The sequence below is a fragment of the Sphingomonas sp. SFZ2018-12 genome, from assembly GCF_022496715.1.
Classification (GTDB): Bacteria; Pseudomonadota; Alphaproteobacteria; order Sphingomonadales; family Sphingomonadaceae; genus Sphingomonas.
The window spans coordinates 1,062,140-1,079,529 of sequence record NZ_WTFM01000001.1; the positions used below are offsets into that span (position 1 = coordinate 1,062,140).

Below are 17,390 nucleotides of genomic sequence, written 5' to 3' on the forward strand. Positions count from 1 at the left end.
CTTGCGCTTGCAGGACAGGCAGTTAGCAGTGGCTGTAATGACAAAGCGCCTCAGTAACCTCGATCGTACACTCAAACTCGTGCATGCGTTGACGCAAAGCATCGAAGGCTTGTCGCTCGATGAGATGGCTGCATTGCTTGGGGTGAATCGCCGAACTGTCGAGCGACTTCGCAACGTCATACTCATTCATTTCGACTTGGACGAAGCCGTCGATGGGCGCATCAAACGATTCAGGATCAAGGATAGCCCGGGCCGGGCCTATGCTAGGCCAAACGCTGCCGAAGTCGCCGCGCTCCAGGCAGTGGTCGAAGCCGGGCGGATCGAGGGCACAGCCAACACCGAAGCGCTTGAGAAGCTGCTCTCCAAGATCAAGATCGCCTTTGACAGCGCTGAGCGGCGCCGGCTGGACAATGACCTCGATCTGCTCACCCGGTTGCAGCGATCCCGCGTTGCGGCAGGGCCAGCCGTCATCGCTTCGCCCGAGGATCTGACAACGATCCAGTCAGCGATCCTTGCCGCCCATTGTGTGGATTTCGATTATCAGCCAGATTGGGCTGCTGCGCCAGCATGGCGGCGGGTCATCCCATACGGCCTGATCCATGGCCCCATCACCTATCTGCTTGGCAAAATGCCTGACCGGGATGATCCCCCATTCACATTTCGGCTCGATCGCATGAGCAACGTTCGAGATAGCGGGATCGTCGGTTGCCCACCGGATGATTGGGATCTCGACGCCTGGATGTCCCGCAGCTTCGGCATCTGGCAAGAGGAAGATCACGATATTGTGCTGCGGGTCCGCCCGCATGCGGTCGAGCGAGCGCGGGCATGGCGGTTCCACCCGCATCAGCAATTCGAAGATGATGGCGAGGAGCTGCTGGTGCGATTTCGATCCGGAGGGCTCTTTGAGCTCGCCAATCACCTGTTTGGATGGGCGGGCGATTTGGTGATCGAGGGGCCAGCGGCATTGCAGGACACGATGGAGCAGCGGCTCGCGGCGGCTCAGGAAATGTTGCGACCGAAATTGTCGTAGCTGATGGGCAGAGAGCGTGTTGGGCGCGGTGTGACAGTCGTCGGGGGATTAGTTTGAATGTTTGAGAACTGCCATCTGCGGATCGGCCACGCGCCATTTGCGAGCTGCATGCCGCTCAGTCCGCAGCTCCTGGCGAGCCTCTATGCCTTGCCTCATTGTGCCGAGATGCCGCTGCGCGAGGTTCTTGAAGCGCAGAGCAAGGATGCCCCATGGGCGGAGAGTTTTACTGTCGCCCCCGAACAGACAGCCGCGGCTGTTGCCGCAATGTTGCGCCATCTGATGATGGCCACGCGGGACCTCGAGCCTGGATCCATTGCGACCGAGGCCCTGGCAACTGGCGAGAGGGCGCGCACCCATATCGAGGCGCTACGGGATCTTTGGTTTGGTAATCCAGCAATCGTTCCGTCCGAATTGGCGATATTGAAGGCATTCCTCGCCTGTGAGGCAGGCGATGCGTTGCAGTCGCTTCAGGTGATCTGGGATCGGAATAGCACCCAGCTGACATCTCTCGAGCGCGCTGTGCTCGAGCATCTCGAAAGTCACCACGGCAAGCTGGACGAGGGCGATATTGATTACGTCCGCCTGGTCTCGGCCCCCAAGACGTGCCGAGCGCCTGAATCGATCCTCGCCGGGCATGTCCAAAGGCATCTGCTTGATCCGTCGGCGCCAACGGTACCCATGGACGACAGCCTCGCGGTTTGTTCCGTCCGCGATGCACTCACGGAATGCGAAGCCGCCGCCGCCATCATCCAGCGCTGGCTTGCCGAGGATCGAACTTTGTCGGCGAGCGAGATCGGCATCATCCTGCCATCGGGGCCGGAGTATACGCATTACCTGTCGGAAGCCTTCGCGAAGGCGGGCCTTACGGCATCATCGCTTCCTGCTGCGCCGGATCGAAGAAATGTTGGGAGTGAAGCGCTCCTGCATTTCCTGCAGTGCAGGCGGCGGCCTGCCCCCGCCATGGCGCTCGCCTCGCTATACTGTTCCCCCGTTCTGTGCTGGTCCCCGGATGTTGGATCGGCCTTGGCAAATGCGGTCATGGCCGGCGATTTTCAGCCGATGTTGGTGCAAGACTTGAACGGAAAGCAGGCTGCGCTCTTCTCGCTGATCCGGTCAGCGTCACCTACGACGAACGGTCAGCTCAAGGAGCAAATCCGTTCCTTCCTGCGATTGCTCAGTGAGGACGAGTTGCTTGCGTCCGACGTCGCTGAGGCGAAGCAGCTAGCTTCGCGCCTTTTGGCCGCCCTCGGCAACGCCAATGATGCCGCCGAAGCGGAACTTGAAAAGGCGATCCAATTGGCCGCAGCATACCAGGCACCGCCTTGCCCACGTGGACCTTACTACCTGGGCGGTATCTCGGTCATGTTGGCGCATGAAATGCCTAAGCGGCAGTTTCGCAAACTTCTCATCCTCGGCTTCAACGACGGTGCCTATCCGCCCCCGCCTTCGGGGAATCCGTTCTTCCTCGACAGCGAGGTTGAGGCGATCACAAATACGATCGGCTTGCAGCTCCCGTCCCAGGCCAAGCAGCTCGATGCATCGCTCGACCTTTTCGCGCGGCAGATTGGAGCCGCAAGTGACCAGGTCATATTCCTCCTGTCAGAACGCGATCGCAGCGGCAGCTTTCTCTCCGCCTCGTCAAGTTTGCCACTCATCTCCCGGCTCATCACCGGCATAGATGATCCTGAATCTTTGGTCGTACCGCTCACGCATAGTGAAGGTACGATTTGGGACAGGCTGGTGGCCTGGAAGCCGCGGCTAGTGCTCGACCCCCTCGAGCCCGTCGAAGTGCCAACGCACTATGAGTTTGATCTCGATCTCCTGAGCCTGCGCAAGAAGGATGATGGCACCCCGAGAGCGCAGAGCCCGAGCCGGCTTGAAAAGCTCCTCATCAGCCCGCTGGCCTGGGTCCTGGCTGAACTCGGCGCCGAGCACGTCTCTTGGCAGCCGGAAGCGCTTGACGTCATGCTGCGCGGCTCTCTCGCCCACGAGGTATTCGAACGCCTCTTCCCGCCGGGCAAGGACCACCCGTCCGACGAAGTGATCGAAGAAAAGGTGCCCGAGCTTCTTCTGGAACGCATTCGTGCAATTGCGCCGTTCCTGCAGACGTCGGCCTGGGCTGTCGAACGCAACACGCTGGAGGCGGAAATCACCAAGTCCGCCAAGCACTGGTCGATGGTACTGAAATCCCTCGACGCCGAGATCGTGGGCAACGAATTCTGGCTCTCCGGAACTCTGTTTGACCATCCCGTACATGGCAAAGCGGATTGCCTGCTTCGCCTTCCCGATGGGCAGCCGATCGTCGTCGATTACAAGAGGAGCAGCTCCGGAACCCGCAGACAGCGCTTGCAGAAGGGCTGGGACCTCCAGGTCGATCTCTATCGGCGCATGACCGTTCGGATCGATGAGCGCAGCCACGAAGCTGTCGTTCGCATTGGCGAGACCTTGAACGGCTGGTCCAAACAGCCGGCGGTTGCCTATCACACGCTCAACGACGGCAACGTCCTTCTCAATGGCATCGAGGTGTTTGACAGCACTGATGTCGAACTCGTCGCAGGTGACATCGCCGTGAATGCACTTGCTCTGATTTCGGCGAGATTCGACGCCCTCAAGGCTGGCCGGCTCGAAACGAACACCACGGCAGACGCCAAATTCTTCCAGAAAGCCGCCGCACTTGGCACTTACGCTCTCGAAGACAGTCCGTTGATCACCGCATTCATGCGTGACGATACCGCTCCTTCTGTAATCCTCCCGGACGAACTCGATGACTGAACTTTCGATTGTGCCCGCAGGCGCCGGGGCTGGCAAAACGCACCATATCCAGGAAACCCTCACCCAATGGGTCAGGGACGGCAAGGTTCGCCCAGAGAAGATCCTCGCCGTCACCTTCACAGAAGCCGCCGCCGGGGAGTTGCGGCAGCGGATCCGGGGCGCTCTGATTGCGGACAGCAATCTGTCGGCAGCGCTGGCTGTCGAGAGAGCTTATGTCTCCACCATTCACGGGCTGGGGCGCCGATTGCTGATCGAGCACGCCTTCGCATCGGGTTCATCTCCGCAGCAGCGTCTGATCGCTGAAGACGAGCAGGACTTGCTGATCCGTCGCTCGATCGAAGAAAATCCCGCATTGAGCGAGCTTTCCCGAAACCTCGCCGCCCTTGGCTATCAAGGAAGCTTCTCCTCCGACGAAACCGCAGAGGACAGCTTCCGCAAGAAGTTGCTCGGCGTCATCGCCTTGCTGCGAACGCTCGGTCCGCGAGGCAGCGATTCGGCGATGGCCGACTTTGTCGAGGCATCCATCCGGACCGGATACGGTGCACCTATCGGCAAATCTGAGGCTTTGGCTGCAGCGCTCCAGAAGACTGTCGATGCCTTGCTTCAGGCCTTTCCTCGCTCGCTCGCTGACGATGCTGGTAGTGCCACCGCCAAGACAGCATTCCGCGAGAACTTCCGCGCTCTGAAGCAGGCTCAGCAGCTGCTCGCATCCGGCGGTACAGACTGGCGGCTGTGGCAGAAGCTGCGGGGCCTGCGTCTGTCGATGCGCGGCAGTCCGACCCCTGACGGCTACGACGATCTTGCATCTGCGGTCATGCTGGCGGCTGACAACCTGGTTTTTCACCCCGGACCGCTCGAGGATGCGGTTTCGCATGCGCGCGCTCTCGTCGAAGGCGCACAGTCGGCGATGACGGACTACGAGACCCGAAAGCGCGAGCTCGGCGTCATCGACTTTAGCGACATGGTGACCAACGCTGCGCGGATACTCGATGAAAAGCCCGCCGTGCTTGGCGCCATCATGGACGAGGTCGACTGCGTCATTGTCGACGAGTTCCAGGACACCAACCCGATCCAGTTCACCTTTCTGTGGGCGCTGGCCCGCAAGGCCAAACGCGCATTGATCGTTGGCGACACCAAGCAGGCGATCATGGGCTTCCAGGGCGCGGATCCGCGACTGACTGTCGCCCTTACACAGCAATTTGAAACCAGCCCGCTCTACCGGAACTGGCGCTCTGATCCGCGCATCATGGATTTTGTGAACGCACTGGGGCCGTGCCTCTTCGGTGAGGACTATACGGCGCTTGCCGCGCAGAATGCCTCGGGACACGACACTGCTCTGGAGGTCATCGAGCTGGCCAACAAGCGCGGTGCCCGCTCCGGCGGAAAGCCCCAGCATTTCATCGCTGATCGTCTCCTGTCCCTGCTGACGGATGATCGGGTGACCATCGTCGACAGGCATTCCAAGGCCTTGCGCGATCTGGAGCCCCGGGACGTTGCCATCCTGTGCCCGACGCACAGCCACTGCGCGAGCTATGCGGCCGCGCTGCGGGCCCTGGGCTTGCCGGTCCGCGTTGCGGAAGGAGGCTGGTGGCAAAGCAAGATCGTTCAGGCAGCATGCTTCGCGCTTCGCTTCGCCGTGGATCCGGCAGACAACCATGCAGCGATCTGCACGGCAACGCTCGGCCCGGGCGCAACGCCGCTCGGCGATGCTCTTGGCGCTCTGGCCTGCGACGGTCGGATTGCGACACCAGAACTCATGGCATTGCAAGGACTTTGGCCTGACTCGCTTGCGACGCCGGTGGACAGACTGGTCCATCAGGTGATTCAGGTTGCCGGGCTGCGAGACTGGTGTGACCGGCTTGACGATCCCGCCCAAATGAGAGCGGACCTTCTTCGCTTCGAGGCTGAAGCGGCGGCATTCTTGGATGCACACCGGGATATGCGCGAAGCCTCCGGTTTCTATGGCCAGAGTGCCAACGTTTTCCTTGGGTGGCTCGAGAACAAGGTCGGCTTGAAGGGTGAGGATCTCCGTCCGAATCCCGCTGGCGCGGAGGCCGATGGCATCGAGATTGTAACCTGGCACGCCTCGAAGGGGCGGGAGTGGCCGGTCGTGGTTGTCTGCGGTCTGGACCACAAGCTTGATCCTCGTGCTGGGACATTCAGCACAAAGTTTCCTGGATTCGACGACCTCGATCATGTGATCGAACAGGCGACACTTGCCTATGCTCCTGATTTTGCTGCGCCAGAGGCGACGGCCCGCTTTCTCCATGAGCTCTATCCCGAGAGTGAAGAAACAGCGCGCCGATTGCTTTACGTCGCTCTGACCCGTGCGCGTGATCGCCTGATCATCGAATGGCCGCAGGACGACGAGAAGGTCGAGCCGCCCTTGCCGATTACGGCACGCCGTCTTTTGAACGACGCCTGTGGCATCAAATTGCAGGGCAATCAGATCACTGTCGGTTCGGCGAACTTCCCGTCACGCATGACTGTCTGTGACAAGGAGATCCCGGCATCATTCGATATGGAAGGCACAGTCTGGTTGGCGAGCAGTGACCGCGAACCCAGGTTTGCCATTGAAAGGCGAGCTATCGGCCAGCTTACCCCGGTCATCAGTCCCTCCCAGACAATCGCCACCACTCGGCCGCTGCCTTCGCAAATTGAGACCCGGCCGATTTCAGCGGGTGTGCGGCTCACCGGATCGGATCTCGCACAGGCAACGGATAAGGGAACTGCAGTCCACGAGGCATTGCGGATCCTGCTATGCCGACCCGATCTGCGGGGCAGGGTAAGCCAGCATTGCCGAGTATCCGGCGCTGAGGTCGAGCTTCTCGGACAACAGGCTCAAGCACTTTGTCAGATCCTCACGGAGCTTGGCTATCCGCGCCTGCATATCGAACAGCCAATCGACATCGCACTGCCAGATGGAGGACGTCAGAGCATCATTGTCGATCTTATCGCGGAGGGGACGGATGGGTTCATGATTGTTGACCATAAGAGTGGCCCGATTGCTGACCACGCAGCCCGCTTCGAAAGCTATTGGCCACAGCTAGCAGCCTACATCGACGCCGTCAGCCAAAGGGGAGGCAAGGTTGTGCATGGGGCGGCCGTGTTCTGGACAGAGACTGGTGAATTGACGGTCGGTCGTGGATTCTGAAGTCCGGGCTTGTTAACGCGAATTGGAGTGGGGGACGTTGGAACCACAACTTGGTTGGGTATGGCTATCGCAAAAGGAACGCAGGACAGCTGAACTCGCCTTGGCGGAGTTTGGTCCTGACGGTACCCGAGATGAACTAGGCTTTGGCGTGATCCATTTTGGCTATGCCGATCGGTTTTTCCCCGGGACATCGGTGCAGCACACGAAATTGCGATACATCTGGTTTGTCTGCTGGAGTTACCTCGAGTTACAGCAGCGGTTTGGTGGAGAGGCATTTCAGAAGTCGGAGTTGGATCGCATTGAGGACCGAACCGGCCACAAACTGCTTCGCCACTATGGTAACGACGATGGAAATGGAATCATCGGCGGGCGCGTGCTTCGGGTGGGTCGCTCTCCCGTAGTAAAGCCAAGCGCCGTCTACTGGAATGCAATGCGCACTTGGGGGATCGTTCGGCCACTATCGGTTGGCAGAGACGCGCCAGGCCGAGGCGAGCTGCATAGCCGTTGGCCGGATCTAACCGGGAAGCATGGACGTCCTGAGGTCGACCCCGATCAGGCAAAGTCCATCTTCTCCGATCCGCCGCCCGTGCCATCGCGTTGGCGCAACCAGTCTGAACCGCTTACATTCGATCTGGACAAAGAAAACGACGAGGCGGGGCGCATTATCCGTGCCTGGGCGGTTCCGCGAGATGCGCTTGGACGCCGTTCACTTCTATATCGGCTTGCTGAACGTGGAGGCGCTACGCCCACGTCAATTACCAGCCCTTCGGTGCTCTCACTGTGCGACGAAGACGAAAAGGTTAGTCTTCGCCGAGCAGCATGTGCGGGATCATTGGCGGCGATTTCTCGAGCGATTCATACTGCGCTCGTCCAAAGAATGAAGGACGCTAGTGCAGATGCAAATACCACGATGCGCAGATGGCTTGATGATGCTGTCCAGCAGCATGGCGAACAGGCTGTCAAACTAGATCGGCTAGGACTCCTCGTGGATGTCCCTGAGGCAAGCAAGCTGATTCCGCTGATCGAGGCAACCCAGGCTTGGTTGTCTAAGGGTGCGGGCGAAATTTCGGTGCTCGAAGATGTTTATAGGTCGAGAGAGGAGGCCCAAAAGCCGGGGCGAGCCTTGCTCGCTCGAAGTGGCGGCGACAGGCGGGCGAACTGGTGGCCGCGCGAGCCAGTCCCATTATCGTATCGATGGGATCGGATTACAGGCTTTCTCGATCAACTGGGGGCAAGATGACAGCGTCTGGTTTTGAACGCGAAGCGGCATATTCCGTGTTCGAGGGGCTGCGTCCAACGGGTGACCAAACGCTCGATCGCGGGGCTTTTGCAACTTACTCGCTCGATTTAGTTGCTGTTGCAGCTTTAATCTTGTCGCTGAGCCGGGCAGGTGAGCAAGAGCTTGAAGCCGGTCCGCTCAGCTTCGTTGACGCGTTGAATGACGTAGCGCCGCGCATTGACATCGTCTTTCAAGCGGATCGGTTGAAGCCTGCCGTGCGCCATTTCGGCGTCCTTCACATGCTAGACCGCCGTCTTCACCCGGTTCAACCCCCGCGTGGGGCGTCTTACCACCCAAAACTCGCACTCATCCGCTATTTGGGGCCCAAAAAGCTCGTAACATGGAGGCTCTGGCTTGGCAGTCGCAACCTGACTGGTGGTCAAGATAGAGAGGCAGGATTATTGTTGGTCGGCCGGGCTGGGGGTGCACGTAGTTCTCGATCTCCGAGCATCGCTTCGTCCATCGCTTCGATGGCAGAAGATCTATTATCCCCCATTGGCTGGATCGCAGACTTTAAAGACGAGTTGCGGTCGGTTCGATGGAACGCACCTAAGGACGTAAAACTTCAAGGCATCCAATGGCGCAGAGCAGGTGAGTTGAAGCCATTCATCACTGGCTTACGAGGCGCAACGCGCACGGTGGCGATTAGTCCATTCGTTGATGATGCGTGCTGCTCCGCGTTCGTAGGCTCTACGCAAAACTCATTACTGACGACCACCGATTCCGCGATCAAGCTGCGGGCCCGATCTGACATTTTGCTATTGGTTGATCGGCCGCCGACCTTCGATGTTCCGATATCAGTCGAGGCTTCGGACGCATCCACAGACATTGACGATGTTTCAGAAGCCGATCCTGCTGGCATTCACGCGAAATTGCTTCTGCGACAGAAGGGCAACACGAACCGACTTTGGATCGGAAGTGCAAATCTCACCAAGCGCGGAATGGACGGCCCAAATGCCGAGGTGTTGTTTGAGCTCGACATTCCACCTGAAGTTTCGAAAGCACTCATTTCGTACATCGAGGATGCTGCGCCCTTTAAGCTCGAGAATATTGAACTTGATGCTAACGCAGAAAAGCAGCGTGCGGCGGAGCGAGAGCTTGATGATGCTATCAGGACCATTGTTGGGGCTAGTTTGGAAATCGTCCGGGGCAGTGGAGGGTTGACACTCAACAGTCACACCTCCTTTGATCAGTTTCTCTCGGAACATCGACTCCAGACTTGGCTGCTGACGAGGCCGGATGCGGTCACAAGTTGGGAACCTGGCCAAAGATCGGTATTGCTCGTACCAGGTGGGCTACCCCTGAAACTTGAAACTGTTCTAGTCTGCTTCCGCGCTGAGCGCCTGCAGAATGACTGCCCGCCTCGCACGTGGGCGCAGTCCGTTTCGTTCCCCGAACACGATGCGGAAGCACGCGATCGAGCTGCCACCGCAGCTTACATCGGCATCGCCGGTGCCAGCGCTTGGGTTCGTGCGCAGCTTGAAGGGATAGTTGGTGCAGAGGGAACAACGTGGACTGGCCATAGGCGCTGGGCAGGGTCCGGTTTCGCCGGTTCAGGCGATGCTCTGCCCTTGGCCATTGAGGAGGTTCTAGCTGCATGGGCGCGTAACCCCAGTGAATTTGAGACGCGGGCAGAGCGTCTCGAAGATACCTTGAAGGCTCTCGGTGCAGAGTTGGCCCAGGCTTCGGAGGACGAGCGGGACGCTGCCGCAATAGCGCAATGGGCCCAGATTGAGCAGCTTTGGACTGCGATCCGTTGCGCAATCGGCGAAGCAAAATGACCCTCGAGCGTTTCCAGCAAATGACGGTCGATGCTGCAGTGAATGCTCTGATCCGTGACGATGGGAGCAGGCGCTTCCTCATTGCGGATGAGGTCGGTTTGGGAAAAACTGTATCAGCAAAAGCTATCGCGGCAGAACTTCAGCGCCGGAAAAATGGCACTCTGAACATAGTATATCTTTGCCCAAATCTCGACATCGCATCACAAAACCTCACAAAACTTAGGGCATTACAGCCTGACTGGCCTAGCCCAGAAGACCGGCTTTCGCTCGCATTGCGCAAGAAGCCAGATCGACAGGAATCTTCCTTTCGGGTCTACTCTTACACGCCGGATACTAGCTTGCCTGGGTGGAAGCCTGGTCAGCGGACTGGTCGCGCCGCTGAACGCGATCTGATCATCGGGTTGCTCAAGGAAGTCGCGCCGCAGCTTTGGCAGAGGCTACGCGCGATCGATCTGGAGCGAGAGAAGCAAGGTGAGCGGCGGTTATTTTCGGCTGTCGTCGAGCCTGCGCCTCCCCATCTTAAGCGTCCGTTTGAGGTGGCCCTGCGAGAGCTGACATCTCTGACAGGAAAGCCGCTCGATCTTGGATTGCAGAATTTGCTTGAGTCTTGGGGCAATTCTGTTCCCGAGTTGGTCCTTCGTTGCCGCGCTGCGCTCGCGCTTGTCGCGCTGAGGCACCCAGCCACTCGCCCCGACATCCTCATCCTGGATGAATTTCACCGGTACGCTGATCTCATAGTGCCAGCTGGCTTGCCGCGAGCGGAGCCGCTAGCACAGGAGCGGCATTTCGTTCAGCGAAAGTTGGTCGATGCGCTGATTGACGGTCACGAGAGCCGACCTGCTATCTTGCTGCTGTCTGCGACGCCCTACCGTCTTCAGCGGCTGGATCACGGTGAAATCCCAGGCGGGCGTTACAGTCATTTCATTCAGTTGGTTCGTTTCCTGCACGGTCAGTTCGGTGCAGGATTGGCACAAGATGCCGAAGCGGCAATCGAAGCGCACCATCATGCCCTTTCTAGACGCGATGATATCGAGGCTGCGCTTGCTGACGTTGCAGTTGCAAAGCAAAACTTGGAGACCGCCCTACGCCCGGTCATTGCCCGCACTGAGCGAGCTACAGCAATCAGTGGAGAGCTATTTGAACGGCGAGAGAATGTTGCGGCAGTCGAGGCTGGAGACCTGATCACATTCCGTCATTTGGCCCATGCAGTCGATGTATCGAAAAAAGCTAAGAGAGTTCCGCGCAGTTGGGTGCAACCGCTGTGGTCATCTGTTCCATACCCTGCAGAGACACTATTCCAGTATCAGATATGCAAAGCGCTGGGGTCAGACCTTCCATCGATAACTATCGCATCGACTAAGCATCGCCCGGCTCACCCGCAATTAAGGTCACTAGTCGATCCAAACGGGAGTGGCTCGTCTACGCTCAGTCTTGACGCGCTTACGCTGCCTTGGCTCGCTCCGACACGCCCCTGGTGGTCGTTGGGAGGAAGGTGGGCTGAGCTTGCTTCAAGTGAGCGTCTGTTCGGGAAAGCCCTGCTTTTCAGCAGATATCGCGGCACACCACCCGCTGTAGCATCTTGGCTGAGCGGCGAGGTAGAGTTACGCTCGGGTCCGCGCAAAGCTTCGGGCAAGCCTAGAACGCAAAGTTATCTCCGACCGGATGCCAAAGCGCCATGGCCACTCATCGCCATGTTTATGCCGTTCCCAAAACTGTCGGAAGCCTTTGACCCTGAAAAATCTGGGCATCTTAAAGTCAGTGATGTGCGCCGCGCTGCGCAAAAGGGCCTTAGATCCTGGCTCGAACAGCACGGTTTTGATGTTGTTGCACCAGTTGGGCCTGCTCGAAAGCCATGGCGATTGGCCTTCGATATCGAGGGAATTCTCGGTGGTGGCGATAAGGTTACAGGAGCACTTTGGCAGCTCAAACGCCTTGTAAAGCCACGCGGTTGGCAGCGCAAAAATGTGAGCCGCTCAATCACGAAGGGTGAGATACTTAGTCTAGCCGACTGGATGCTCGGCACACCGGGAATGATTGTTGCAAGAACTATCCGAAGGCACCCGCACCAGAAGGAGGAGCTGTCAGATCTCCTTCCGGATGCGTTCGACTTCTGTTGGCGACAACTTCGGCCATATCTCGGTCAGCGCTACTTCGCGTCCGTGGTCTTGGGCGCAAGGCGCAGAAAAATACCTGGTGGGTATCCCGAAGCACTTCGTCAGGCATTGCTTGATGGTTGCCTCGAGGCAACGTTGGACGAGCACTTGGCAGTCACGCGATTGGTAGGTGATGCTGAAACTCTCGATATTCTAAACCAAAGTCTTGTTGGACGGCCAGGGCGCGTCCAGCGGAGGACTACTCGTGGGACGCGGACAGTTCGAGTCCATGCTGCGGCACCGTACATGGGAGCCGAGCGGCGCAATACAGGGTCGAAGGCCAGTGAGAAGCTTCGCTCCGACACTCTTCGCAAGGGCTTCAACTCGCCATTTTGGCCGCATGTGTTGGCAACGACATCCGTTGGCCAGGAGGGGCTTGATTTTCACGTATGGTGTGACCGAGTCATTCATTGGGACTTGCCCCGGGATCCTGTCGATTTTGAACAACGAGAGGGCCGGGTATCACGCTACGCAAGTCTTGGTGTCCGGAGGGCTCTTGCTGACAAATTCGGCAATCTGACGGCCGAGTCCTGGACCAGCCCTTTTCAGGCAATTTTCGACGCTGCAAGGGCGGCAAAGAGGGAGGGCCTTGGGTTAGAGCGCTGGTGGTCGCCTACCAATCACAAGCCGGTCAGTGTCACATTTGCAGTGCCGTTTAGCCGCGTCGAGCTCCAACTCAAGCGTCTGCGCGAAGAGCTGGTCCGTTACCGTCTCGCGCTTGGACAGCCTGAACCTCATTTGTTCGAGGGCATGATTGAGCATTTTGGTCTTGATCATGATGCTGCCCGAGCGCTCGCATTAAATCTCTCGCCGGGGGCGCCTTCATAGCTTCGATAGAATTTGCCTGATGTCCTATCACATAATTTGCAGGGAATTTAGTCATGGAGTTCAGTACCTGTCGGGCTTTGGCATTGTCGAATCTCGCTCGTGCGATGGGCAATCTGAAAGAATCCGCCCCGATTGGTGATGAGCAATTCAAGTTTAATTTGTCTGCACTATCTGATCCAGATGGGATGAAAGAAGTTTTGGATCGTGTGCGAAAAAAATGCAGTGCACGATCAGCCGTAATTTACTGCTTTGAGCTGACAGATGGTTCTGGTTACGGCACAATGAAGGGCAAGTTTAAGCAACGGGCATCGCATTGTGAACACTCTGGCCGAAAACTACGATACAGTCGCCTATTGGATGAACCGAATCCCGCCTCACTGTATGTAGGCAGCTCAAAGTCATTTCCATCTAGGTTTGCGCAACACCTCGGTCTTATCGGGGGGGTAGACACATATGCGATGCGCCTGAACCAATGGGCGAGGGGTTATCCGATGGACGTGAAGGTATCGCTTTGGTTTTTCTCACCCCAGATGGATCAATGGACTCTCGAGCTTCTTGAGCAAGCCCTTTGGGACACGAAGCGACCTCTTCTGGGTAAGCGCAGTGGGCGTTAGCTCGAAAAGGGATGAAACTTGGTGACGGCCATGATCACCAGATCGGAGAGCTTCGTTTCTGAGAAGGTTAACTGCGACCATTTTTGTCGGATGGTTGCTTTAATGGGACTCAATGACCGAAAACTGTCGCACAAGCATTACCGACCCCATCAGGATCCCGACACTCGCTGCTGCGCGAGGTAGGATTGGGCTATCGTTCTGTCCAGGAAAGCAAGGGCCTGCGCTCGCTGGCTTTGAGTGGAAGCGTGACCTTGCGGCCGATCTGGACGCGGTGCGGGGGTGGGGGGCTGCTGCAGTCGTCACTCTGATTGAGAAGCACGAGATCGCGCTGCTGGGGGTGGCAGATCTGGAGACTGCGGTTGCTGCGCGCGGGATGGAATGGTTTCATCTGCCGATCCCCGACGTCACGGCACCTGGCGAGGAATTCGAGCAAAGATGGCGGACGGCCGGAGCTCGGTTGCGCGGCTTGCTAATCAACGGGAACGGCATTTTCATCCACTGCCGCGGCGGGCTCGGCCGGGCCGGTACTGTGGCAGCGAGGCTGCTAGTCGAACTTGGCCTTGCTGACGCTAGCAGTGCAATCGCTCACGTTCGCTGCGTCAGGCCTGGCGCAATTGAGACGAAGGCACAAGAAGATCACCTGCGAGAGATCGAGCGCATCTACGATCGGTCCTATGGCTGTTTGGTTGGACTGGCGGTCGGAGATGCTGTGGGGACGACGCTCGAGTTCAAGCCGCGCGACAGCTATGCCCACATCACGGACATGGTCGGGGGAGGGCCGTTCGGCTTGGATGCGGGGACATGGACCGATGACACTTCCATGGCCCTGGCGCTCGGAGAAGCTCTCCTCGCCAGCGCGGCCAAGGGCTCGGCTTTTGAGCCGGGAGAAGCACAACTGCGTTTTGTCGATTGGTGGAGGAACGGCGCATTCAGTCCCACGGGAAGTTGTTTCGATATCGGGATCGCAACCCGGCAGGCCCTTGCTCGGTTCGAGGAAACGGGCGACCCGATTGCCGGCTCGACCGATCCGTACTCGGCAGGCAACGGCTCACTAATGAGGCTCGCGCCAGTCGCGATCTGGGGGATACAGCAAGATCCCGCAGTAGTGACACGAGTAGCCCGCCGACAGAGCATGACCACGCACGCTGCAGATGCGTGCCTCGAGGCCTGTGAAGCGTATGCTCTGGTCTTGCGGGCGGCTATCCTAGGTGCCAGCTTTGAGGATGCTCTGGCGGTTCCCTCGGGTGAATATGGACCTGAGGTCGGTCCAATCATGGCCGGTAGCTGGCGCGGGAAAGCACGCGATCAGATTGCGAGCAGCGGATTCGTAGCGCACAGCCTCGAAGCAGCGATCTGGTCCGTGGCAAACGCGACGAGCTTTGACGACGCCGTGCTGTTGGCAGCCAACCTCGGTGACGATGCCGACACTACTGCCGCAATTGCCGGGCAGTTGGCCGGCGCAATTTACGGCGCATCGTCGATCCGCCGATCATGGCTAGAAAAGCTGGCATGGCGCGAGGAAATTGAGACTCTCGCGCGTAAACTGGCGTTCCCGGCAGTCGCGCTCTCAAACTAACGTCGCGGCCGATACATGGCAGCGATCGGCGGCGTTGCTGTTCGGCCCGCATTGGTGCCCATGGGCACATAATGTGTCATGCTTGATGCCCTATCGCTGAATTAGCGGATAATGCGTAAGGTTTGACCCTTTACAGAAGGCCCCTGGCAGCGGGATCAGACGGCAGGCTTGGCCCAATTACCTACAACGGGATCTTGGTCCCAGAAATACGTACGGGGTCCAAGCCTGCCTCCTCCGGCTGGAGGAACCGCGGTTTCGATTTGTCTGGATCAAACGAGGCGCCCGTCTTCCACATTGCCATCATGATCACAGCGAGCTTCCTCGCGACGGCAACGCGAGCCTTGAGAAATCCGATCTTTGTTGCCAGCCGGAGGCCCCAAGTACGCAATGAACTTTCGGTTTTGATTGTGCGAAGCAGCACGGTGGCTGCCGTGATTAGGTGCGACCTGGTCAGCTTGTTTCCGTAGCGGCTGATCCGGCCGCGGCGCGCGGTGGCGCCAGATTGATACAGATTGGGCGTTAGGCCGAGATAAGGCCCGACATCTCGATTGCTTCTAAAGCGGTACGGGTCTCCGACGGCGCTGTAAAATGACAGCGCTGTGATTGTCCCAACGCCAGGAATCGTCTGAAATCTGGCGCAAACCGGGATGCTGGCGGCCATTGTGCGCATCTTTCGATCCATATCCCAGATATGAGAGCGCAGATCTTCTCCCATCCTGACCAGGGGATCCAAATCGACGCGGATCGTCACGCCGTTGGTGCTCAAAAGCCTGAGTTGGTTAGCGACTTCAGCTGCGAGCGATCCTCGCCCATTCAGGAGCTTGATACTGGCACCGTGCAATCTGAATATGGACTGGAGCAGCGCATCCGTCCTGGCTCGATGCTTTAGCAGGGTTCGACGGATGTTGATCATTATCCGGATGTCCTGGTGCTCCACCGGTTTGATGAAAACATGGGGACCGAAGGACTGCGCTAGTCGGCCAAGCTCAGCGAGACCTTTGGCATCATTCGCATCTGTCTTTTGACGTCGGATCGCCAGGAATTTGCTTGATTTGCGAACGTCGGCGACTTGAACGGGAAAACCGAACGATCGGAGATCCCGAACCATCTGAGTGCCGACACCGGCCTCGATCGTAATAGACTGGACAGGCTCAACGCCGAACCGGCGAAGGATATCCCTTATCGGAGCAGCGCGGGTCTCAGTCATTGCCTCGAAGAAAACGTTTCCTTCGGCATCGACGAGGCAGACCGCAGTCTCCAAGTGGCCGGCGTCGAGGCCGACCCAGTAGCGCAGGTGCCGTGGCATTGTGCTTCCGTACGACGTTTGTTTCTTTTGCTTGCCCTACTGACCTTGTCGGGGCTGTCCGACTAGGATTGTTCCTCCGGCGTGTGATAGAAAGGTAGGAAATCGAAGGAGACGATAGGATGGAGCCGCGGGAGGCGTTGGATGGCCTAATCAGCGAGCGAGGAGAGACCTACGCATCGATTTCGCGCCTCCTCGGGCGAAACTCGGCATACATCCAGCAGTTCATTAAACGAGGGTCTCCAGCCCGCCTTGACCAAAGCGATATAGCGCTGCTGGCATTGCATTTTGACGTGCCCGTAGAGATGCTCGGTGGAAAGGAGGGGCCGACAGTCGGGCAGCGTTCGATAGTAAAAGTCCCATTGCTGAACGGGACAGGTAACGATTCACGCTCACAATGGCGGCTGGTTGATGCGGCATGGCTCGGTCGGCTGTGTGATCAGCCCGCCGGTGTCGCAATCTTGCCAATTGTTGGTGAGGCGATGGAGCCGACCCTCCGTAATGGCGACGAGGTTATGATTAGCCGAGTTCGCTTCCAGGAGAGCGTGCGAGAAGGCCTTTACGCCATCCGTGGGTCTTCTGAAATCTTCGTAAGGCGAATAGCGATCGACCCAACGAAGAACCGTCTGACCGTTCTTACCGACCACCCTGCATATCCGAGCTGGCAGGGCATCCAGCGCAAAGGCGTCGATATTGTCGGCCGGGTGATCTGGATCGGAGCTCGGGTGGCCTAGCTGTCATTATGACACCGCGCTGCTTGAGGCTCTAAGCGGCCATCCCAGCGTGCGATGCTGGTGCGGAGCAAGATGGGTAGCAGTCGCGCTGGCTGAGAGGTGAAACGCCGACTCGCTCACGCGCAGTCGGACAAAGCGCAGGCCATGAATCTTTCACCGTGAACGC

10 protein-coding genes are annotated in these 17,390 nt (G+C 58.4%); 9 read left to right on the forward strand and 1 reads right to left on the reverse strand.

Features of this window, described 5'->3' with window-relative positions; genetic code table 11:
- Positions 1-37: 37 nt before the first annotated feature.
- The 8 genes from GO308_RS04895 to GO308_RS04930 all read left to right on the forward strand — a co-directional run bounded on the left by GO308_RS04895 (position 38) and on the right by GO308_RS04930 (position 15,187).
- Entirely contained in the window at positions 38-1,030 is a 993-nt protein-coding gene (locus GO308_RS04895) for a WYL domain-containing protein (protein WP_240884194.1), read from the forward strand.
- A gap of 57 nt (positions 1,031-1,087) precedes the next feature.
- Positions 1,088-3,802, forward strand: coding sequence for a PD-(D/E)XK nuclease family protein (locus GO308_RS04900; RefSeq protein WP_240884196.1), 2,715 nt, complete (start codon positions 1,088-1,090; stop codon positions 3,800-3,802).
- Positions 3,795-6,956 carry a UvrD-helicase domain-containing protein gene (locus GO308_RS04905; protein ID WP_240884197.1) on the forward strand — a complete coding sequence of 1,054 codons (3,162 nt, stop codon included), beginning with the start codon at positions 3,795-3,797 and terminating at the stop codon, positions 6,954-6,956. Before GO308_RS04900 ends, GO308_RS04905 begins: the two co-directional genes overlap by 8 nt.
- A 37-nt stretch (positions 6,957-6,993) precedes the next feature.
- Positions 6,994-8,196 carry a DUF6361 family protein gene (locus GO308_RS04910; RefSeq protein ID WP_240884199.1) on the forward strand — a complete coding sequence of 401 codons (1,203 nt, stop codon included), beginning with the start codon at positions 6,994-6,996 and terminating at the stop codon, positions 8,194-8,196.
- Entirely contained in the window at positions 8,193-10,016 is a 1,824-nt protein-coding gene (locus tag GO308_RS04915; protein WP_240884201.1) for a hypothetical protein, read from the forward strand. The genes GO308_RS04910 and GO308_RS04915 overlap by 4 nt, the downstream gene beginning before the upstream one ends.
- Positions 10,013-12,997, forward strand: a complete 2,985-nt coding sequence (locus GO308_RS04920) for a DEAD/DEAH box helicase (protein ID WP_240884203.1) — start codon at positions 10,013-10,015, stop codon at positions 12,995-12,997. Before GO308_RS04915 ends, GO308_RS04920 begins: the two co-directional genes overlap by 4 nt.
- Positions 12,998-13,050: 53 nt before the next feature.
- Positions 13,051-13,611 carry a hypothetical protein gene (locus GO308_RS04925; RefSeq protein WP_240884205.1) on the forward strand — a complete coding sequence of 187 codons (561 nt, stop codon included), beginning with the start codon at positions 13,051-13,053 and terminating at the stop codon, positions 13,609-13,611.
- Between the two features lie 112 nt (positions 13,612-13,723).
- Positions 13,724-15,187, forward strand: coding sequence for an ADP-ribosylglycohydrolase family protein (locus tag GO308_RS04930; protein WP_240884207.1), 1,464 nt, complete (start codon positions 13,724-13,726; stop codon positions 15,185-15,187).
- Positions 15,188-15,368: 181 nt separating this feature from the next.
- Here GO308_RS04930 and GO308_RS04935 read toward each other — a convergent pair whose 3' ends face one another.
- Entirely contained in the window at positions 15,369-16,493 is a 1,125-nt protein-coding gene (locus tag GO308_RS04935) for an IS110 family transposase (RefSeq protein WP_240884208.1), read from the reverse strand.
- 119 nt (positions 16,494-16,612) lie between these two features.
- On the opposite strand from GO308_RS04935, the gene GO308_RS04940 reads away from it, so the two are divergent.
- Positions 16,613-17,224, forward strand: a complete 612-nt coding sequence (locus tag GO308_RS04940) for a S24 family peptidase (RefSeq protein ID WP_063977047.1) — start codon at positions 16,613-16,615, stop codon at positions 17,222-17,224.
- Positions 17,225-17,390 lie beyond the last annotated feature (166 nt).